We start from the raw sequence: 19,497 nt of genomic DNA, 5'->3' as shown, positions 1-19,497 counted from the left end.
GTGTTGGTCACGACACTAAGTCGCACGTGTCGATGTGTCCATACCTTCCGGCGGTTCAGCACCAACTTTTGTCGATTTGATCGAAAGTCGCCGGTCAGGCGCGTCGGTCGATCGCCTGTCCGGCCAGCGCAACCAGCGCCGCGCGGGCCTCATCGGCCACCACAGCGCTCTGCAGGGCGGAGAGCGCGGCCTCGGTCCGGACCCGGATCATCTGCTCGATCCGCTCCCGCGCGCCGGTCGCCTCGATGATGTCGCGCAGCTCCGCCGCGCCCTCGGCGTCCAACGCCGGGTTGCCGAACAGCTCCCGCAGCCGGATGGTCTGCGGCCGGTCGGCGGCGCTGCGGGCCAGCGCCATCATGACAGTGGGCTTGCCCTCACGCAGGTCGTCCAGGACCGACTTCCCGGTGATCGCCGGGTCGCCGAACACGCCCAGGACATCGTCGCGGAGCTGGAACGCGTCACCCAACGGGTCACCGAACTCGCCAAGCGCGGCGATCAGCTCCGGCCCCGCGCCGGCCAGGGCCGCACCGATCTGCAACGGCCGGGTGACCGTGTACCGGGCAGCCTTCATCCGGATCACGGTGAGCGCGCTGGCCACCGAGCCGTCACCCACACCCGAGACCAGGTCCAGGTACTCCCCCGCGATCACCTCGGTACGCATCAGCGCGAACACGCCGTACCCCCGGTGCACCTGCTCGGTGCTCAGCCCGCACTCGTGGAACATCTGATCCGACCAGGCCGCGCAGAGGTCACCGCAGAGCAGCGCGGTGTTGCGGCCGTACGCCTCAGGGTCACCGCGCCACGACGAGCGGGCGTGCAGGTCGGCGAAGAGCCGGTGCACCGACGGCTCACCCCGACGGCGGTCGCTGCCGTCCAGGATGTCGTCGTGGATCAGCGCGAACGCGTGGAACAGCTCCAGGGCCGCCGCGGCCACCACGATCGGGGTGCCGTCGGCCGCCCCCGCGCCGCGCCAGCCCCAGTAGCAGAAGAGCGGTCGTAACCGCTTGCCACCGGCCAGCACGAAGCGTTGCAGCGCGGTGAACACGCCCCGCGGCGCCCCGTCCGGCCAGTCCGGGCCCTGCCGGCTGAGAAAACCGGCCAGCTCCGCGTCGAAGCGCGCCCGCAGCTCGCTGGCGTCGGTGGGCGCGACGGTGACCGTCATGAGACCTCCCCCGACCCGCCGGCACCGCCGGGGCTCAGCCCGGCCAGCTCCAGCAGCAGCGCCTTGACCTCGGTCGCCGCGATCTTTTCCCGGGCCGCGGTCGGGTCGGAGCAGAGCAGCACCGGGCCGTCCGCCGGGTCGTCCGGCAGCCGCCCGTGCGAGCCGCGCACCGCCCGCGCGCCGGCGTCCAGGCCGACAGCGCTCATCAGGTACCGCATGCCGAGCTTCTTGCGGGCCAGCGCCACCCCGGCGCGGGCCTTCGCGGCACCGGGGTTGGCCGGGTCGAAGAACAGCTCGGCCGGGTCGTAACCCGGCTTGCGGTGAATCTCCACGAGCCGGGCGAAGTCCGGTGCCCGGGCGTCATCCAGCCAGTAGTAGTAGGTGAACCAGGCGTCCGGCTCGGCCACCAGCACCAGCTCACCGGCGCGCGGATGGTCCAGACCGTGTGCCGCCTTGCCCTCGGCGTCGAGCACCTCGGCCACCCCGGGCAGGCCGGCGCAGAGCTTCGCCACCGTCGGCACGTCGGCCGGGTCCTTGACGTAGACGTGCGCGATCTGGTGGTCGGCGACCGCGAACGCCTTCGACGTCCACGGGTCGAGGTACTCCATGCCCGCCTGGGTGTGCACGTGCAACAGCCCCTCGGCGCGCAGCAACCGGTTGACGTCCACCGGCCGGGACACGTCGGTGATGCCGTACTCGGACAGCACCACGACCGTGGCGTCCCGGGCCCGGGCGGCGTCCAGGAGCGGGCCGAGCACCGCGTCCAGCTCCGCTGCCGCCGCGGCGGCCTGGGCCGACGAGGGACCGAAGCGTTGCAGGTCGTAGTCCAGGTGCGGGACGTAGACCAGGGTCAGGTCGGGTGACACGTCGGCGAGGATCTGCTCGGCCGCCTGACAGATCCACCGCGACGACGGCAACGCGGCGGTCGGCCCCCAGTAGGTGAAGAGCGGGAAGGTGCCCAGCCGCCCGGTGAGCGCGTCGTGCAGCTCCGGCGGGTCGGTGTAGCAGTCCGGCTCCTTGCGTCCGTCGGCGTAGTAGACCGGGCGGGGCGTCACCGTCCAGTTGACGTCCGCGCCCATGGCGTACCACCAGCAGACGTTGGCCACTGTGTAGCCGGGTTCGGCCCGACGGGCGGCCTGCCAGAGCTTGTCCCCGCCGACCAGCGCGTTGTGCTGCCGCCACAGCAGCACCTCGCCCAACTCCCGGAAATACCACCCGTTGCCGACGATCCCGTGCCCGCTGGGCGGCTCGCCGGTCAGGAAGGTGGACTGCACCGAGCAGGTCACGGCGGGCAGCACGGTGCCCAACTCGGCCCGGAAGCCGCCGTCGGCGACCCCCCGCAGTCGAGGCATGTGCGCCAGTAGTCGGGGCGTCAACCCCACCACGTCGAGGACCACCAGTCGCCGGCTCATCGCGCCACCCCCATGCTCACGGTTCGCTCTGCGGTCAGGCCGAGGCCGACCAGTTCGTCCCGGGCGAAGGCCAGCTCCGCCGCGATGCCGGCGGCCAGCTCCGCGTCGGTGCCGGGCCGTCGTGCGGCCGGCAGCACCCCCCAGGTGTACGTCTCGACGTCAAGGTGGTCGCAGCCGGCGGTCGGGCCGTCGAAGAGCGCTCTCAGGGCCGCGCGGAGCACCGGCAGGGTCGAGCCGAGCGGCTCCTCGGGTGGGGCGTGCAGCGGCACGTGGTAGTGCACCCGCCACGGGCCGGGCAGCGCCCGGTCCAGCGCCTCGTCCAGGTCGTCGGCCGCGTACGTCGGGTCGGCCGGGTCGGCCAGACCGGCGCAACCGGCGCCCCTTGTCTGGTGCAGGAAGCGTGGCTCCACCCAGCGGCGCAACGCCTCGGCCCCGCCCTCCGGGTCGGCGGCCTCGACGGCGGCGGAGACCTGCACCTTCACCACCGGCAGTCCGGCCGCCCGCAGTCGGTCCAGCGCCTCGGCCGGCTCCTCCCAGGCGCAGGCCAGGTGGGCCAGGTCGAGGCAGACACCCAGCCGATCGGTGTCCATCCCGGACAGCAGCGCGGCCGCCTGGCCGGTGCTCTCCACCACACAGCCGGGCTCCGGCTCGAAGGCGATGCGCACCTCACGGCCGGTGTCCCGCTGCACGTCGGCCAGGCTGGCGGCGAGCTGGTCCAGCCGGCGTCGGGCCGCGTCGGCCCGGCCGGTGTCCCACGGTTGACGCCAGGCCAGCGGCAGCGTGGAGATCGAACCCCGGGCGGCGTCGTCGGGCAGCAGGTCGGCGAGCACCCGGGCCAGATTCAATGTGTACGTCAGGCGCTGCTCGGTGGTCCAGTCCGGGTGGTACACGTCCTGCTTGACCACCGGGGCCTGGAAGGCCGCGTACGGGAAGCCGTTGAGGGTGACCACCTCCAGGCCCCGGGCGTCCAGCTCGGTGCGCAACCGGCGGCGTAGCGTCGGGTCGGCGGCCAGCTCGGCGGCGACCGGGGCGGCCAGCCACAGGCCGAGCCCGAGCAGGTCGCTGTCGAGCGCCTCGCGGACCGGCACCGCGTAGGTGTCCAGTTGACCGAGGATGCCGGCGAGGTCCTCGGCCGGGTGCACGTTTGTGCAATAGCCGAGGTGGACGGTCTCACCGCCGGCATGTCGCAGCCGCATCAGCTGCCGCCGCGCAGGATCGAGTTGCCGGTCTGCGGGTCCACTGCGGCAGCGGTGTCCAGGTCGCTGAGGTCGAGGCGCCCCGACTGCCCGTAGAACTCCACAGGGTTTTGCCACAGCACCGTGTCGACGTCGTCGTCGTTGAAGCCGGCCGCGAGCATCGCCTCGCCGGTGGCCCGGGTCAGCAGCGGGTCGGAACGCCCCCAGTCGGCTGCCGAGTTGACCAGCATCCGTTCCGTGCCGTACTCCCGCAGCAACTCCACCATCCGCTGCGGGGTCATCTTGGTGTCCGGGTAGATGGAGAAACCCAGCCAGCAGCCGCTGTCGCGGACCAGCTTCACTGTCACCTCGTTGAGGTGGTCGACGACCACCCGACCCGCGTCGATGCCGGATTCGGCGACCACGGCGAGGGTCCGCTCGCAGCCGCGCGCCTTGTCCCGGTGCGGGGTGTGCACCAGCGCCGGCAGGTCGTACGCCACAGCGAGGGCGAGCTGCGCCGCGAACGCCTCGTCCTCCTCGGGCGTCATCGAGTCGTACCCGATCTCGCCGACCGCCACCACCGCGTCCTTGTCCAGGTAGCGCGGCAGCAGGTCGAGCACCGGACGACAGCGAGGGTCGTTGGCCTCCTTGGGGTTCAGCGCGATGGTGGCGAAGTGGCGCACCCCGAACTGCCCGGCCCGGAACGGCTCCCAGCCGATCAGCGAGTCGAAGTAGTCGGTGAACGACGCGGCGCTGGTGCGCGGCTGACCCAGCCAGAACGCCGGCTCGACCACCGCGCGCACTCCGGCGGCGGCCATTCGTTCGTAGTCGTCGGTGGTGCGTGAGGTCATGTGGATGTGGGGGTCGAAGATGCGCATTCACGCCTCCCGGGGCAGTGCGGCGGTGAGCCGGTGGAGCAGGTCGGTGGCGTCGGCGGGCAACTCCCGGCCGGCGGCGTGCCGTTCGGCGGCCAGCGCGGCCAGCATCGCGGTCAGCTCGCTGTCGGCCCGGGTGTCCAGGTCGGCCACGTTGGCCAGGGGGACGCCGCTGAACACGCACTTGAGCACCGCCTGTCGCCAGGCGGCCTGGTCGAGGTGCCGGGCGTACGGGCCGAGCGCGGCGGCGACCAGCCGGGTGTCGTTGGTCCGGATCGCGTCGTGCAGCAACGCAACCCCGTCGGCGCCGATCGGCAGCAGCGGCAGGGCGCGTAGCACGGCTCGTCGTTCGGCCGCGTCACCGTGCTGGTAGAGGCGCTCGGCGTACGCCGCGTGGTCGGCGGGCAGGCTGGTGAGCAGCAGCACCCGGGCCGCGTCGTCGGCGGTCCAGCCGGGGGCGTCGGGCAGCGCGGCGCGACCGCAGCGTCGGCCGGCGGCGGGAAAGAGCCGGGTGATCGCGGTGGGCTCGATGGTGACCCGGCGCAGCGCCGTGTCCAGCCAATCGGGATCGGGTACGCCTCCCAGCGCGGCCCGTAGTGAATCCGGTGTCATCCCGTCTCCTCCCCTTGTTGCTACGCAGGCACCCCAGGAATGTCTGCGGGCAGTTCGTCCTTCGTGCGGCCGGCCATTGCGGCGGCACGCAGGAACTCGATCGACCGGGCGGCCACGGCGGGTGCGGCGTGCGAGTCGCGGGGCAGCTCGACGGCGACCAGGCCGCGGTAGCCGGCGTCGCGCAGCGCGGCCAGCACCGGCGGGAAGTCGATCTCGCCGACGCCGAACTCCAGGTGTTCGTGCACGCCTCGGCGCATGTCGTCGATCTGCACGTTGACCAGGTGGTCGGCCACCTCGGCGACGCACTGCGGCACCGGCCAGGACTCCAGGCACCGGCAGTGGCCGATGTCGAGGGTGATGCCGAAGCGGGCCGGGTTGTCGAGAGCGGTGTGCAGCCGACGCCAGTCCGCGATGTCCTGCACCAGCATGCCCGGCTCCGGCTCGAAGCCGAGGGTGACGCCGGCGGTGTCGGCCGCGTCGACCACTGTGGCGCAACCGGCCACCAGCCGGTCCCAGGCGCACTGCTGTGACACCACCTCGGGCCGGACACCGGCCCAGAACGAGACCGCCTCCGCGCCCAGGTCGGCGCCGATCCGCACGGCCCGGCGCAGGAACTCGATCCGCCGGGTCGGGTCGTCGTGCAGCAACGTCGGGGCGTGCTTCTGCCACGGGTCGAGCAGGTAGCGGGCACCGGTCTCGATGACCACAGCCAGGCCCAGCGACTCCAACCGTCGACCGACAGCGGCGACCCGGCGGGTGAGCCCGGGCGCGAACGGGTCCAGGTGGTCGTGGTCCAGGGTGAGCGCCACCCCGTCGTAGCCGAGGTCGGCGATGACGGCGAGCGCGTCGTCGAGGCGGTGGTTGGCGAACCCGTTAGTGCCGTACCCGAGGCGCAGCGTGGTGGCGTCAGCGGCCGGCGCACCGGGCCGAGGCTCGGGGACGCTCATGTCGGGGAGACCTTCCGGGCCAGCCGTCGACCCAGCGGCGCGGCCGCCGCGACGGCCACCCCGAGCAGACCTGCTCCACCCCGTGCGGTGAGGGCTCCCTGGAGGGCCGGCAACCCGGTGATCCCGGCGCCGACGGCCGCGCGGACCCGCCCGGCCGACGGGTCCCGGACAACCTCGGCCTGGGCCGCGCCGTAGCGGGCGGCGTACCAGCCGGCCAGCACTGCGGGCAGCACCGCCGCGATCGTGGCCGACCGGCTGCGACCCGCGCGCCCACCGGCCTCGTCGACGGTCTCGGCCCGGTCGGTGACACCGGCCTGGTTCGTCGTTCGGAGGGCCGCGCGTCGGGTGCCCGGCACGGCGACGGCGGCACTGGCGGCGACCACGGCGGTGCCGGCGAGGGTGCGCATCGGCAGGGTGGCGTCGGCGCCGGTGACCTCCCGGCGGGACAGCGCGGTGACCGTCCAGGTGTGCGCGGCGATGGTGGCCGCCGCCGGCAGCGCCCGGGTCATCCGGCCGCCGGACGCGCCGAGCAGCACGTCCAGCCCTCGGCAGGCGGCCATCACGGCCGGGCCGGCTGCGGTGTTCTTGGCCAGCAGGTCGTACCCCCAGATGGTGGCGGCCAGCGGCACGGCGAGCGCGGCGGCGCGGCGACCGCCCACGGCGGCGGCCAGGCCCACGCCGGCGGCCGTGAGGCCCGCCGCGAGGCCGACCGCGGCGGCCGGGGTGACCCGACCGCTCGGGATCGGCCGCTCGGGCCGTTCCTCGGCGTCCAGGCGCCGGTCGGCCCAGTCGTTGGCGGCCATGCCGGCCCAGTAGAGCAGCACCGACGCGCCGGCCAGGGCAGGGGTACGCGGGCTCAACGCGCCGGCCGCCGCGGCCCCGGCGATCACGTCACCGGGCACCGAGAGCGCGGCCGGCGCCCGGACCAGCTCGGCGAGATCAGCCAACGTTGTCATGGACACCGTCCCCGCCGTCGTGCAGTTGCCGGGTGAAGGCGGTCAGCCGGGCCCACTGCTCACCCAGCGAGTGGGTGGGCGTGCCCAGCGGGTCCTTGAAGAAGAAGCCCAGGTCGGCCAGCGGCCCCACCTGTCCGGCGGCGTGCGCGGCGGCGGTGAGTCGGGCCAGGTCGAGCACCAGCGGCGCGGCCAGCGCGGAGTCGCAGCCGTGCCAGGTGAACTCCATCCGCATGCCGGTGCCGAGGAAACCGCTGAAGGTGATCAGATCCCAGGCGGTCTTGAAGTCGCCCAGCTCCTCGACGTACTCGATGCGGGTGCCGCCCTGCGGGACGTAGCCCAGCGTCTCGCCGAGCACCCGCTGCTTGCTCTGCACCTTCGCCGCGTTCGCGGCCGGGTCGGCGAGGGTGGCGCCGTCGCCACCGCCGAGCAGGTTGACCCCGGACCAGGAGCCCACGGCCAGGTTGCGCATCGCGAACATCGGCGCGAGCACCGACTTGACCAGGGTTTCCCCGGTCTTGCCGTCGTGCCCGGCGTACGGCAGTCGGGCCTCCTCGGCGAGCGCGGCGAGCGCCGGCAGCCGCAGCCCGGTGGACGGGGTGAAGTCGACGTACGGGCAGCCGGCGAGCACTGCGGCGTACGCGTAGAGGGAGCTGACCGGCAGCACCTCGTCCGGACCGTCGAGGGCGGCGCGCAGTGCGGCCGGGTCGGCGTGCCCGGGGTGCGGTCGAGGGGCCGGCTCGGTGGCGGAGACGTTGACCACCACCACCCGGTCCAGCTCGTGCCGCTCGCGAAAACTGGTCAGGTCGCGGACCACTGCCTCGGCCCGGTCGGCCTGGGTGTCGCCGACCGGTGCGGGGCGCAGCTCCTGCTCGACCACGCCCAGTTCGTCGCGGAGCGCGGCGACCAGCCGCCAGGGGATGACACCGGCGTCAGCGAGGGCCTCGGCGCGCTTGCACAGCGGGGTGGTGGCCAGGTCGTGCCCGCCGAAGACCAGATCGGCGATGGCCGGCAGGGCCGGGCCGCGCAGCTCGGGAAGCTCGGTGACGCAGCCGGTGGGCCCGGCCAGGCCGGCCCGCAGCGCGAGCCCCCCGACGATGCTGGTGGTCGCGACGGAACCGCGCGCTCCTACCAGCCAGACACCTGTTCGCATGGTGCTCCTTCCCCATCCACGAGGAATCGTCGGTACCGCTAAATATAGGAATATCAGAATATGTTTCGGAAAGATACGGCCGGGTTTCGGAAAGTTTCGGGCCGGGTGGATGGGCCCCGTCCGCTCGCCCCGCACCGGAACAGCACCGGCTTCCGACGTCGGCGTCGGCGGCGACGACGCCGGGCCGGATCCCGGCAGGTGCGAGCAGACGGGGCTGGTAGGCAGGGTCGGGTCGGCGTCTCGACCCTGCCTCCCCCGCATCCGGCCGTTCGGGGCATTGGCATGCCCCGGCCGGGCGTCTCAGGCCGCCGCGCCGACCGGATCACCGACCGAACCACTACCCGCCGGGAACCGGCGAGCGGGTGCGGTACGGGTGGGGGCGGCGGCGGGCGGTGTCATCAGGTCCTCCGGAGGTCACCGGTGGTGGCGGTCCTCCGGTGCGGCCGGGGAATCCCGGTCCGGTCGCACCGGACGACCGTCCTGCTCGTGCGCCACCGGGCCGTGGGGCCCGGCTGCACGCTCTCCGAAACCGACCTCTGTCCCGGCCACGGGGCGCAATCCGTGGCTGGTCCCTCGCCGGTCGGCTTTCGGAAAGCCGGTCGGGCGATGGCGGTGCGAACACCGCCGTCGCGGATGGTCAATGGTCAGACAGCCGCCGCGGTCAGCGTCGGTTCCACCTCGGCCCAGGAGGAGCCGAGCTCCGCCGAACGGGCCACCGCGTCCAGCACCAGCTGGACCTGCAACGCGTCGGCGAAGGAGGGAGTCGGGTCGACACCGGTGGCGACCGCCTCGATGAAATCGCGCATCTCGTGCGTGAACGAGTGCTCGTAGCCGATGATGTGGCCCGGGGGCCACCACGCCGACATGTACGGGTGCTCGCCCTCGGTCACCAGGATGCGGCTGAAGCCCTGCTCCACAGCCGGGCGGGTCGCGTCGTAGAACTCCAGCTCGTTGAGGCGCTCCAGGTCGAAGACCACACTGCCCAGCGAGCCGTTGATCTCGACGCGCAGCGCGTTCTTGCGGCCGGTCGCGAACCGGCTCGCCTCGTACGTGGCCAGCGCGCCACCGTCGAGCCGCGCCACGAAGACCGCGGCGTCGTCGACGGTGACAGTCCCGGTGGGCGCCGTGTGGCCGTCCACCGAGGCCGCCAGACCGCTCGACTCGGCCGGCAACGGCCGCTCCTTGACGAAGGTCTCGGTGACCGCGCTGACGCCGCTGATCCGCTGACCCGTGACGAACTGGGTCAGGTCGATGATGTGCGCACCGATGTCACCGAGCGCGCCGGAGCCCGCCCTGTCCTTCTGCAACCGCCAGACCAGCGGGAACTGCGGGTCCACGATCCAGTCCTGCAGGTACGTCGCACGGACGTGTCGAATCACCCCGAGCCGTCCGTCGGCGACCAACTGGCGCATCATCGTGACCGCGGGGACCCGGCGGTAGTTGAACCCGCACATCGAGCGCACTCCGGAGGCCCGGGCAACATCCGCCGCAGCGGTCATCGCCCGTGCCTCCTCCACCGAGTTGGCCAGCGGCTTCTCGCACAGAACGTGCTTGCCCGCGGCCAACGCGGCGAGAGCGATCTCGGCGTGGCTGTCGCCCGGGGTGCAGATGTCGACAACGTCGATATCGTCCCGGTTGATCAGGTCACGCCAGTCGGTGGTGTACGCGTCCCAGCCGAGTGTGTCGGCGGCGTCAGCCACCTTCGCTGTGTCTCGGCCGCAGATCAACGCCATCCGGGCCCGCGCCGGCAGGTCGAAGACGCGGTTCACGGTGCGCCACGCCTGTGAGTGCGCGGCGCCCATGAACGCGTAGCCGACCATGCCGACCCGCAGTTCTTTGTCTGTCGTGGACAAGGTGGGTCTCCCCCCGGTATGTCAGAACCCGAGCTTGTCGTAGCTGCTCGCGTTCTCCTTGGTGATCGTCTCCGAGGCCAGGGTCAGTTCCTTCGGCACCTGCAGCTCCGTCAGGTCGCCCAGGCCCCGACCCTGCGCGATGAGACGCGCGAGCGAGATCGCCGAGGAGGCCATCGACGGGTTGTAGGTGACAGTGGCCTTCAGCACTGTGTTGTCGGCCTTGATCGCGTCGATCGCGAGCTTGGAGCCCGCGCCGCCGACCATGAAGAACTCCGACCGGTTGGCCTGCTTGATGGCCGCGAGCACACCGATGCCCTGGTCGTCGTCGTGGTTCCAGATGGCGTCGATCTTCGGCAGCGCCTGGAGCAGCTGGGACGCCTCGCGCTGACCGCTGTCCGAGGTGAACTCGGCCGAACGACGGTTCTTCACAGTGAACCCGTACGTCGCCAGGGCGGCCTTGAAGCCCTCGCTGCGCTCGACGGTCAGCGGGATCTCCAGACCGGCGATCTCACCGATGACCGGGTTGGCGATGCCCTTGTCCTTGAGCTGCTTGCCGATGAAGTGCCCGGCCGAGACGCCCATGCCGTAGTTGTCGCCCTTGATGACCAGCCGCGAGGCCAGCGCGTCGGGGAACGCCCGGTCGAGGTTCACGATCGGGATGCCCGCCTGCATGGCCTGGAGGGCAACGGCGTTGACCTCCTTGCCGTCGTGCGGCAGCACGACGATGATGTCCGGCTTCTGGGCGATCAGCGTGCCGAGCGTGGAGCGCTGGGCCTCGGAGTTCGACCCACCGTCGACCTCCTTGAACTCCACGTCCGAGTAGGCCGCGGCCTGGGCCTTGGCGTTGGCGTGGATGGCGCCCATCCAGCCGTGGTCGGCGGCCGGGGCGGAGAAGCCGATGACGACCTTCTTGCCCGGGGCGTTGTTGCCTTCGGTGTTTCCGGCGGCCTTGGTCTGGGTGCTGGCGGCCGGGGTGTCGTTGCTGGTGCAGGCGGTGAGCAGGGTGGCGGCGCCCACTGCGGCTCCACCGAAGAGCAACCGGCGGCGCGACAGGTCGCGACTGTGCTGGGTCATTAATGACCTCCTGGGAGCGGGATGTGACTTATTGAGGGTGTGCGAGGCCCGGCCACCGTCGAATGTCTCGACGTCGCCAGGACAACGGTGCGGTGCGTCAGGTTGCGGTGGTGACCCTGTTCCGCGCGAGGAGCCGAGTGACTGACTTGAACTGGAACTGCTGGACCAGGACGGCCGCGACGATGATGCCGCCCTTGACCATGTTCTGCGCCTCGATGGAGAGGCCGTTGATGGCGAAGAGGTTCGTGATGGTGGCGAAGATGATGACGCCGAGCAGCGAGCCGACGATCGTGCCCCGGCCGCCGCTGAGCAGCGTCCCGCCGATGATCGCCGCGGCGATCGCGTCCAACTCGTACAGGTTGGCCATCGCCGCCTGCGCCGAGGTCGCCTGCGAGGTGAGCATGATGGCGGCGATACCGCAGCAGAGACCGGAGAGCGCGTAGAGCAGCATGGTGTGCCGCCGGACGTTGATGCCGGCCAGCCGGGCCGCCTCCGGGTTGCCGCCGACGGCGATGGTCCGCCGGCCGAAGGTCGTGCGGTTGAGCACCACCCAACCGGCCAGCACTACCGCGCCGAGGATGTAGACCAGGATCGGGATCCCGATCACCTTGCGCGCCGCGATGTCGTTGATGAACGTGCTGCTCGACACCTGGGTCTGCTTGTTGGAGATCGACGCCGCGAGCCCACGCGCCGCCACCAGCATCGCGAGCGTCGCGATGAAGGGGACCAGCCGCCCGTACGAGATGAGCACACCGTTGACGAGGCCGACGCAGATGCCGACCGCGAGGGCGGCGAAGATCATGCCGCCGGCGCCGTAGCTCTGGGTGGCCACAGTGGTGCACCAGACCCCGGCCAACGCGACGATCGCGCCGACCGACAGGTCGATGCCACCACCGATGATCACGAAGGTCATCCCGACCGTGACCACGCCGACGACCGAGGCCAACTGGAGAATGGCCAGGACGTTGTTCCAGACCCAGTTCGGGTCGCCGTACAGGTCGGGCTTGGTGACAGCGCCGACCACGATGAGCGCGGCGAGCACCCCGATCAGACCGAGGTTGCGCTTGGCGCCGTCGCCACCGTCACCCCGCCACCAGGAGAGCTTGCCCCCGGATCCTGCCTTGTTATTACCGGCCACCGCCGTCTCCGCCGGGTCCACCGGCGGCGACTGCGCCGGAAGCTGCGGGCGCTCCGGTGTCGCGGTGGGAGTGGGAGTCGCGTCGCTCATGCCGGTGCGCCTTCCATCAAGGACCCCGCCATCACGAGGTCAAGCACAGTGTTCTCGTCGAGTTCGCCGGCCGCGGCTTCGCGGACGACCCGCCCTTCCCGCATCACCAGCACCCGGTCGGCCAGACCCAGCACCTCGGGCACCTCGCTGGAGACCAGCAGCACCCCCACGCCCTGAGCGGCCAATCCCCGGATGACCTGGTAGAGCTCGGCCCGGGCGCCCACGTCCACGCCCCGGGTCGGCTCGTCGAGAAGCAGCAACTTGGTGCCGCCGAGCAGCCAACGCCCGACCACCACCTTCTGCTGGTTACCGCCGGACAGCGTGCGTACCGGCCGGTCGACGTCCCGGGGCCGCAGCTCCAGGGTCTCCGCGATCCGGTCCGCCTCGGCGCGTTCCCTGGCGGCGTTGGTGAAGCCGAGCCGCGCGTACCGGCCGAAGGTGGCCAGCGTGACGTTGCGGTAGATCGGCTCGCCGAGCAGCAGCGCCTGGCTCTTGCGTTCCTCCGGGGCCATTCCCATGCCGGCGCGAACCGCCGCGCCGACGCCGGGCCGCAGGACCTTCCCGTCCATCTGCACGGTGCCGGCCTCCGGGAGGCGGGCACCGTAGATCGTCTCCAGCAGTTCGGAACGACCGGAGCCGACCAGCCCCGCTATGCCCACGATCTCCCCGGCACGCACGTTCAGCGACACGTCGGCGAACTCGCCCGTGCGGGTAAGCCCCTCCACCTGGAGCAGGTCGGCACCCGCGGAGTCGTCGGTCGGCCGGTCCGGGAAGACGTACTCGATGGTGCGGCCGGTCATCCGGCTCACCAGGTCGCGGGTCGGGGTGTCGCGCGCCGGCAGGTTCGCCGCCGTGGTCCGGCCGTCCTTGAGTACGGTGACCCGGTCGCCGATCTCGCGGATCTCCTCCAAGCGGTGGGAGATGTAGATGACGGCGATGCCCTGCGCGGTCAGCTCTCGGATGATCCGGAACAGGTTGCCGACCTCGTCGTGGGCCAGCACGGCGCTCGGCTCGTCCATGATGATCAGTCGGGCCTCGTGCGACAGCGCCCGTGCCATGCTGACAATCTGCTTGCCGGCCGCCGGCAGTGACCGGACCATCCGCCCCGGCGGGATCTCGCCGTGGCCGAGCCGGCTGAGGATCTGCCGGGTGTGCCGGGCCATCCGTCCGCGCCGGACGAAACCGAAGTTGCGGTACTCGTGTCCGAGGAACGCGTTCTCCGCCACCGACAGGTCCTCGACGAGGTCGAGCTCCTGGTAGATCGTGGCGATGCCCGCCTTCATGGCGGCCTGCGGGTTGGCGAACGTGGCCGGCTCACCGCGCCACTCCACCTGCCCGGAATCCGGTTGGTGCACCCCGGCGAGCACCTTGATGAGGGTGGACTTGCCGGCGCCGTTCTGCCCGAGCAGGCAGTGCACCTCGCCGGCACGCACCTCCAGCTGCACGCCGTCGAGCGCGCGTACGCCGGGGAAGGTCTTCACCAGGTCGGTGAGGCGCAGGACCACCTCGCCCGCGACGGTGTCGGCGGGAGCCTCGACCAGCGGCGCCTCGGCGACGGCCTCGGCCGACGCGGTGGCGGGGTCATCCTCGGGCAGAGCCACAGTCTCCTCCTCGCTCACGACGGAATCTCGAACAGCTTCATGCGGCTTCCCCGAAGGCGACGTCGCTCGCGAGCACCGCCGCGCCGGTGACACCGGCACGGCCGCCCAGCTCGGACAGGACGACGGGAAGGTTGCCGGTGGCCAGCGGCAGTGACCGGCGGTAGACCACACTGCGGATCTCGGCGAGCAGGATGTGGCCCAGCTGGGCCAGCCCGCCACCGATCACGATCATGGACGGGTTGGTGAAGCTGACCAGGCCGGCGAGCACTCCGCCGACCCGCCGTCCGCCGTCCCGGATCAACTGGATGCAGGTCACGTCGCCCTCGACGGCGCCCTCGGCGACGTCCAGCGCGGTGACGACACCCCGCAGCGCCAGCCGCTCGGCCAGCGCCGGCGACGTGCCACTGCGGGCGGCTGCTGCGGCGTCCTTGGCCAGCGCGGCGCCGCTGAACAGCGCCTCCAGGCAGCCGACGTTGCCGCAGGAGCACATGGGACCGTGCGAGTCGACCTGGATGTGGCCGATGTCGCCGGCGCAGCCGTCGGTGCCCCGGTAGACCTCGCCGGTGAGGTAGATGCCGCACCCGATGCCGGTGCCGATCTTCACGAAGAGGAAGTCGTCCACCGAGTGGGCGACCCCACCGTGCCGCTCGCCGATCGCCATGATGTTGACGTCGTTGTCGACGACCGCAGGGCAGCCGTGCTCCCGGCTGAGCAGCTCACGCACCGGGAACCGGTCCCAGCCCGGCATGATCGGTGGTGAGACCGGAACGCCGTCGCGGAAGCTGACCGGGCCGGGTACGCCGATCCCGACCGCGTCCAGTCGCTCGTACGCGCCGTCGACCCGGGCCTTGTGCAGCAGTTCGTTGACCCGTTGCAGGGTCACCTTCGGGCCGCTGCGAATGTCGGCCGCCTCGGCGTAGTGGGCCACCGGTTCGAGGCGGCCGTTGACCACCTCGACGTCCATCGAACTGGCACCGAGGTCGACGGCGGCGAAGCGCAGCTTCGGGTTCAGCTCGACGAGCGTCGAGCGACGTCCACCTCGGGACGCGGCGAGCCCCGCCTCGGCCACGTAACCCAGCGTCACCAGGCGATCCAGCTCGGCCAGCATGCGCGGACGCGGCATCTGGAGCCGGTCGCCCAGCTCGGCCCGGGACACGGCGCCCTCGTCGCGAAGCAGTCGCAACAGGCGCACGTGTAGGGGGTCGACGGTGCGCACCCGGGGCCCCCTCTTCTTTGGCAGCGTTCACATCGACGCAATGTCGATGTGTTGTGTCCGACACAGTAAGAGCGGTCGGATCGCCTGTCCAGAGCTTCGGCTGTTTCGACGCTAACTTTTGCTCAAACGGACAGAAGTTTCGGTCGAGCTTGCGACGGGATGGACCGGCTTCGCTGTGCACCCCTCGTCGCACCGGCACCCACGGACCGGGTGAGGCGACGGACGAACCCGGCCCCGACCCCCACCGCGGCGACGCCAACCTCCGGGCGCATCCGACGAAGAGTGTCGTCACCATCGACCACCAGCGGTGTCAATCGGTATCGATGTGCTTCAGCAGCGATTACGCCACCGAGGTGGACGCTCGCGGCCCACCCGAATCGTCGGCTCCACAGTCGCCACAATTGGCAAGGACGTTGACAGTCATCAACATGCTCGTTAACGTTCCTGGGCATCGACAGCTACGGGGCGAGTCGCGCACCGCAATTCCTCAATCGCGATGACCTACCGTTCTGGCGTGCCCGAACACCCCGACGGGAAGGACCCCAATGAATCGACCGACGCGCTTTGTCGCGGCCGTGTCCGCAGTAGCGTTCGTCGCGCTGTTCTCGCCATCGGCAGCCCAGGCGGCGCCATCCCCGAAGGGCTCCGACCTTGGTGTCGCCGCTGCGGCGCCCGTCCGGCAGGCCGCTTCCAGCGCTGCTGAGGGCGACTTCGGCGCCCTCGGGAACTGCACCGCCGGGATCTTCTGCGGCGAGGTGAAGAACCGGCTCGGCCGATCCATCAAGCTCTCCGGCAATTGGCCGACCAACAGCAAGACGATGTGGCTGCCGGCCGGGCAGGGCAGCGCATCCGACTCGAGGTACTACTACGAATTCCGGGACACCGACGGATTCCAGGTGCCCAGCGGTTACATTTACTACGACAGCGCGGGTAACAAATATTACCCCGGCTGGCACAAGGTGAATGACCTGCAAGTAGTCACGCTCAACGGCTGGTGCCTCACTTCAGCCTGCAGTTGACGGTTATTTCTTAAATGCGCGCGTCTTGGCTGCCGGGTCCTGGACGGGTCCGGCGGCCAAGGACGCACCGGCTCAATCGACCGAGCCGCGCTGGTTGTGCTTCTTCTTGAGCTTGCGGTCGTCGCGCAGCTCGACGTACGGCTCGTCGTCCACAGCGTGGCCGGCTGAGATGGCGCGGCCCCGCTCCAGCTCGGCGTCGAACTCCGCGCCCAGCAGGATCGCGATGTTGCTCAGCCAGAGCCAGACCAGAAAGATGATCACCCCGGCCAGCGTCCCGTACGTCTTGTCGTACGAGCCGAAGTTGCTCACGTAGAAGGCGAACAGGCCGGAGATCACCAGCCAGATCACCACGGCCAGCACCCCGCCCGGGCTGACCCAGCGGAAGCCGCCGTGCCGCGCGTTCGGCGAGGCCCAGTAGAGGATCGCGAACATCAGGCTGACCAGGATCAGCAGCACCGGCCACTTCGCGACATCCCACACCGCGACCGCCGTCGACCCGAGCCCGATCACATCACCGACCGATTCGGCCAGCCGGCCGGTGAAGACCACGATCACCGCGCAGACCAGCAGCAGCACGCCGATCACCGCTGTCACACCGGCCCGGATCGGCAGCGTCTTCCAGATCGGCCGGCCCTCCGGCACGTCGTAGATGGTGTTCGAGGCACGCATGAACGCACCGATGTAGCCGGACGCGGACCAGAACGCTGCCAACAGACCGATGATCGCCGCGACGCTGGCCAGGCCGCCGTTCCGCTGGGCGGTATCGATCGCGCCCTCGATGATCTTCTGGATGCTGTCGTTCGGCACCGCCTGGTTGACGGTGTCCTTGACGCCCTCGGTGGCGCTCTCGCCGAGCAGACCGAGGATCGAGATCAGCACCAGCAGGCCGGGGAAGATGGACAGCACCCCGTAGTAGGTCAGTGCCGCCGCCCAGTCGGTCAGGCTGTCGTCCTGGAATTCGCTGATCGTGCGGCGCATCGCCGCCTTCCAGCCACTGCCGGGCAGGTCGGTGGGGCTGTCCGGGCCCGCGTCGGGCCCGACCGGCGTGGTGGCGGGATCACGCTCACGCTCACGCTGGGCGGAAGACTCGTCAGAGGCCATCGCCCCTCCTCTTGGTCGGTGTCACCTCCGGACATGCCCCGCCGACGGGCGCGGATAACCACTACTTGTAGAGCAACCTCGCCATTCGGCGAGAAGCCACCAGCAGGCCGACCGCCACCATCGCCAGCAGGTAGAGCACGTCGAGCAGCCAGAGCCAACCACCACTGCCCAGCGCGACCCCCCGGATCAGGTGCACCGACCGGTACAGCGGGGTGATCTCGACGAGCCAGTGCAGCAGCGTCGGATAGGCCTGCGCCGGCACGAAGGTGCCGGAGAAGAGGAAGAGCGTGAACTGCGCGGAGCCCATCAGGTCGAAATCCTGCCAGCTCCGCATGAAGGTGGAGATCGCCATGCCGAGGGCACCGAACGCGAACCCGACAAGCACCGCGGCCGGGAGGGCGGTCAGCGCGCGGGTGACGCTTGTCAACTCCAGCGCGACCATCACCCCGAGAAACGCCGCCGAATAGGCGCTGCCCCGCAGCATCGCCCAACCCAACTCGCCCACGGCGATCTCGAACGGCCGTACCGGGGTGGCGATCATCCCGTCGTACAGCTTCATGTACTTCATCTTGCCGAAGAAGTTGAAGGTGGTCTCCGCGAGCGCCCCGGTCATCGCCGAGGAGGCGAGCATCGCCGGGGCCACGAACTCGGCGTACGAGACCAGCCGCCCGTCGGGCAGCGGCAGGTCGCCGACCAGCGCGCCGACGCCCACCCCGATGGAGAGCAGGTAGAGCAGCGGCTCCACGAAGCCGGAGAGCAGCAGCAGCCAGTAGACCGACTTCAGCGCCGCGACGTTGCGCCCGATCACCGACGCCGACCGCCGGGACGCGGCGGAGACGTCGACCAGCCGGGGCAGGATCAGCGTGATCACGACACCCTCTCTGCTTGCTCTTCAGACGACGAGTCGCTCTTGCTTGCTCGGCTGCCGGGCCTGCTCGGTTACACGACGAGCTTGCGACGGAACGCGCGCACCGCCAGCAACCAGCCGGCGACCGCCCAGGCGGCCAGGTAGAGCAGGTGCCCGGCGATCGACCACTGTGGGGCGACGCCGAGCGTGGCCGCGCGGCACAGGTCCACTGCGTGCCACAACGGCGTCGCGTACGCCAGCCAGCGCAGCGCCTCGGGCAACGACTCGACCGGGAAGAACACCCCGGCGAAGAGCGTCATCGGGATGACCGCAAACCGGAAGAGCATCGCCAGCCAACTGTCGCTCGACACCGACGCGGCGTACGCGAAGGTCGGCGCGGCGACGGCCAGCCCGAGCAACGCCACCACCGGCAGGGTGGCCACCGCCCACGGCGACCGCAACGCCCCGAACAGCCCGGTGACCAGCAGGAACGCCACAATCGTGGTGAGCACCCGGAACAGCACGAAGGCCAGGTGCCCGGCCACGATGTCTCCCACCCGCAGCGGTGACGCGCCCTGCGCGAAGTAGGTCTTGACCCACTGGAAGTTGCTGAACACCGGCCAGGTCGAGTCACCGACGGTCACCTGGAGCGCGGTCGAGGCGATCAGCCCGGGGACCAACCAGTCGAGGTAACGCACCCCGCCGACGCCCTGGTCGATGTAGGCGCCGACGCCCACCCCGAAGCCGAGGACGGTCAGCACCGGCAGCAGGAACGAGGAGAACACCCCGGCCCGCCAGGTGCGCCGCAGACCCACCAGGTAGTGCTCGAACACCGCGTACGCCGGCACCCATGGGAACCGCGCCGATCCCGCCACACTCACCCGATCACCCCGCCCCACCGCGTCGGCCATCACGACCTGTCTACCCCCGGGGTACGACAGACCGCCGGTCACCCTACGACGACCCCGTTGACCTGTCGCCCCGGTTTCGCCGCGCCGACCGTGCCCCCCCGCTCGTTGATCGACTCGACTTTTAGGAAGTCGCGGTGTCAGAGCCGCCCCGATGCCCCGACTTCCTAAAAGCCGAGTTGATCTAAGCGACGTGGCCGCTAGTGCGGTGACCACAAACGTAGGCAGGATTGGCAACTCACGGCAGGAGTCGACACGCTGTCCTCATGGGCCACCGTGATGACAGGAATTCTGAAGTCCGACGAGTCCTCGACGAGCTGTGCATCAAGCTGGGCTTTTGCCTGCCCCCTGAAGAGAACCT

The 19,497-nt window shown here is 70.8% G+C and carries 17 protein-coding genes; 1 reads left to right on the top strand and 16 read right to left on the bottom strand.

Features of this window, described 5'->3' with window-relative positions; translation table 11 throughout:
• Window positions 1-94: 94 nt before the first annotated feature.
• From ACLJOK_RS00715 to ACLJOK_RS00655, 13 genes are all read right to left on the bottom strand, one after another.
• Complete coding sequence (locus ACLJOK_RS00715) at window positions 95-1,162, bottom strand: polyprenyl synthetase family protein (protein WP_410815474.1); 1,068 nt, start codon at window positions 1,160-1,162, stop codon at window positions 95-97.
• Window positions 1,159-2,574 (bottom strand): alkaline phosphatase family protein, encoded by a 1,416-nt coding sequence (locus ACLJOK_RS00710; protein WP_410815473.1) that lies wholly within the window; start codon window positions 2,572-2,574, stop codon window positions 1,159-1,161. Before ACLJOK_RS00710 ends, ACLJOK_RS00715 begins: the two co-directional genes overlap by 4 nt.
• On the bottom strand, window positions 2,571-3,770 hold the full coding sequence (eboE, locus tag ACLJOK_RS00705) for a metabolite traffic protein EboE (RefSeq protein WP_410815471.1): 1,200 nt from the start codon (window positions 3,768-3,770) through the stop codon (window positions 2,571-2,573). Before eboE ends, ACLJOK_RS00710 begins: the two co-directional genes overlap by 4 nt.
• Window positions 3,770-4,627, bottom strand: coding sequence for a TatD family hydrolase (locus ACLJOK_RS00700; RefSeq protein ID WP_410815470.1), 858 nt, complete (start codon window positions 4,625-4,627; stop codon window positions 3,770-3,772). The genes eboE and ACLJOK_RS00700 overlap by 1 nt, the downstream gene beginning before the upstream one ends.
• A complete protein-coding gene (locus ACLJOK_RS00695) occupies window positions 4,628-5,236 on the bottom strand; it encodes an EboA domain-containing protein (protein WP_410815469.1) in 609 nt (202 codons plus the stop codon). It abuts the gene before it with no gap.
• 20 nt (window positions 5,237-5,256) lie between these two features.
• Window positions 5,257-6,183 (bottom strand): sugar phosphate isomerase/epimerase family protein, encoded by a 927-nt coding sequence (locus ACLJOK_RS00690; RefSeq protein WP_410815468.1) that lies wholly within the window; start codon window positions 6,181-6,183, stop codon window positions 5,257-5,259.
• Window positions 6,180-7,139, bottom strand: coding sequence for an SCO3242 family prenyltransferase (locus tag ACLJOK_RS00685; protein WP_410815467.1), 960 nt, complete (start codon window positions 7,137-7,139; stop codon window positions 6,180-6,182). The genes ACLJOK_RS00690 and ACLJOK_RS00685 overlap by 4 nt, the downstream gene beginning before the upstream one ends.
• Complete coding sequence (locus ACLJOK_RS00680; protein ID WP_410815466.1) at window positions 7,123-8,289, bottom strand: inositol-3-phosphate synthase; 1,167 nt, start codon at window positions 8,287-8,289, stop codon at window positions 7,123-7,125. Before ACLJOK_RS00680 ends, ACLJOK_RS00685 begins: the two co-directional genes overlap by 17 nt.
• Before the next feature lie 644 nt (window positions 8,290-8,933).
• Window positions 8,934-10,109 carry a Gfo/Idh/MocA family protein gene (locus ACLJOK_RS00675; protein WP_372488403.1) on the bottom strand — a complete coding sequence of 392 codons (1,176 nt, stop codon included), beginning with the start codon at window positions 10,107-10,109 and terminating at the stop codon, window positions 8,934-8,936.
• A gap of 54 nt (window positions 10,110-10,163) precedes the next feature.
• Window positions 10,164-11,216, bottom strand: coding sequence for a substrate-binding domain-containing protein (locus tag ACLJOK_RS00670; RefSeq protein WP_410815465.1), 1,053 nt, complete (start codon window positions 11,214-11,216; stop codon window positions 10,164-10,166).
• A gap of 97 nt (window positions 11,217-11,313) precedes the next feature.
• Window positions 11,314-12,444 (bottom strand): ABC transporter permease, encoded by a 1,131-nt coding sequence (locus ACLJOK_RS00665; RefSeq protein WP_410815464.1) that lies wholly within the window; start codon window positions 12,442-12,444, stop codon window positions 11,314-11,316.
• On the bottom strand, window positions 12,441-13,949 hold the full coding sequence (locus tag ACLJOK_RS00660; protein WP_410819187.1) for a sugar ABC transporter ATP-binding protein: 1,509 nt from the start codon (window positions 13,947-13,949) through the stop codon (window positions 12,441-12,443). Before ACLJOK_RS00660 ends, ACLJOK_RS00665 begins: the two co-directional genes overlap by 4 nt.
• 133 nt (window positions 13,950-14,082) lie before the next feature.
• The gene (locus tag ACLJOK_RS00655) at window positions 14,083-15,261 is read right to left on the bottom strand and encodes an ROK family protein (protein WP_410815463.1); all 1,179 of its coding nucleotides are present in this window, start codon (window positions 15,259-15,261) and stop codon (window positions 14,083-14,085) included.
• Window positions 15,262-15,806: 545 nt separating this feature from the next.
• Between ACLJOK_RS00655 and ACLJOK_RS00650 the strand changes: the two genes are divergently transcribed.
• Window positions 15,807-16,280, top strand: a complete 474-nt coding sequence (locus ACLJOK_RS00650) for a hypothetical protein (protein ID WP_410815462.1) — start codon at window positions 15,807-15,809, stop codon at window positions 16,278-16,280.
• 72 nt (window positions 16,281-16,352) lie between these two features.
• On the opposite strand, the gene ACLJOK_RS00645 is transcribed toward ACLJOK_RS00650, so the two are convergent.
• From ACLJOK_RS00645 to ACLJOK_RS00635, 3 genes are all read right to left on the bottom strand, one after another.
• Window positions 16,353-17,381, bottom strand: coding sequence for a YihY/virulence factor BrkB family protein (locus tag ACLJOK_RS00645; RefSeq protein WP_410815461.1), 1,029 nt, complete (start codon window positions 17,379-17,381; stop codon window positions 16,353-16,355).
• Window positions 17,382-17,442: 61 nt separating this feature from the next.
• Entirely contained in the window at window positions 17,443-18,252 is an 810-nt protein-coding gene (locus ACLJOK_RS00640; RefSeq protein ID WP_410815460.1) for an ABC transporter permease, read from the bottom strand.
• A gap of 68 nt (window positions 18,253-18,320) precedes the next feature.
• Complete coding sequence (locus tag ACLJOK_RS00635; RefSeq protein WP_410815459.1) at window positions 18,321-19,109, bottom strand: ABC transporter permease; 789 nt, start codon at window positions 19,107-19,109, stop codon at window positions 18,321-18,323.
• Window positions 19,110-19,497 lie beyond the last annotated feature (388 nt).

Origin of the sequence: Micromonospora sp. 050-3 (assembly GCF_046549335.1) — a bacterium.
Classification (GTDB): Bacteria; Actinomycetota; Actinomycetes; order Mycobacteriales; family Micromonosporaceae; genus Micromonospora; species Micromonospora trifolii.
Note: the sequence above shows the minus strand (reverse complement) of the source record. Positions and strands in the feature narration are given on the sequence as shown.

Coding starts and splice junctions, on each gene's coding strand:
- ACLJOK_RS00685 (WP_410815467.1), bottom strand. CDS start 7,139: ATGACAACGTTGGCTGATCTCGCCGAGCTGGTCCGGGCGCCGGCCGCG.
- eboE (WP_410815471.1), bottom strand. CDS start 3,770: ATGCGGCTGCGACATGCCGGCGGTGAGACCGTCCACCTCGGCTATTGC.
- ACLJOK_RS00710 (WP_410815473.1), bottom strand. CDS start 2,574: ATGAGCCGGCGACTGGTGGTCCTCGACGTGGTGGGGTTGACGCCCCGA.
- ACLJOK_RS00690 (WP_410815468.1), bottom strand. CDS start 6,183: ATGAGCGTCCCCGAGCCTCGGCCCGGTGCGCCGGCCGCTGACGCCACC.
- ACLJOK_RS00675 (WP_372488403.1), bottom strand. CDS start 10,109: ATGGTCGGCTACGCGTTCATGGGCGCCGCGCACTCACAGGCGTGGCGC.
- ACLJOK_RS00670 (WP_410815465.1), bottom strand. CDS start 11,216: ATGACCCAGCACAGTCGCGACCTGTCGCGCCGCCGGTTGCTCTTCGGT.
- ACLJOK_RS00700 (WP_410815470.1), bottom strand. CDS start 4,627: ATGCGCATCTTCGACCCCCACATCCACATGACCTCACGCACCACCGAC.
- ACLJOK_RS00650 (WP_410815462.1), top strand. CDS start 15,807: ATGAATCGACCGACGCGCTTTGTCGCGGCCGTGTCCGCAGTAGCGTTC.
- ACLJOK_RS00665 (WP_410815464.1), bottom strand. CDS start 12,444: ATGAGCGACGCGACTCCCACTCCCACCGCGACACCGGAGCGCCCGCAG.
- ACLJOK_RS00715 (WP_410815474.1), bottom strand. CDS start 1,162: ATGACGGTCACCGTCGCGCCCACCGACGCCAGCGAGCTGCGGGCGCGC.
- ACLJOK_RS00680 (WP_410815466.1), bottom strand. CDS start 8,289: ATGCGAACAGGTGTCTGGCTGGTAGGAGCGCGCGGTTCCGTCGCGACC.
- ACLJOK_RS00695 (WP_410815469.1), bottom strand. CDS start 5,236: ATGACACCGGATTCACTACGGGCCGCGCTGGGAGGCGTACCCGATCCC.
- ACLJOK_RS00645 (WP_410815461.1), bottom strand. CDS start 17,381: ATGGCCTCTGACGAGTCTTCCGCCCAGCGTGAGCGTGAGCGTGATCCC.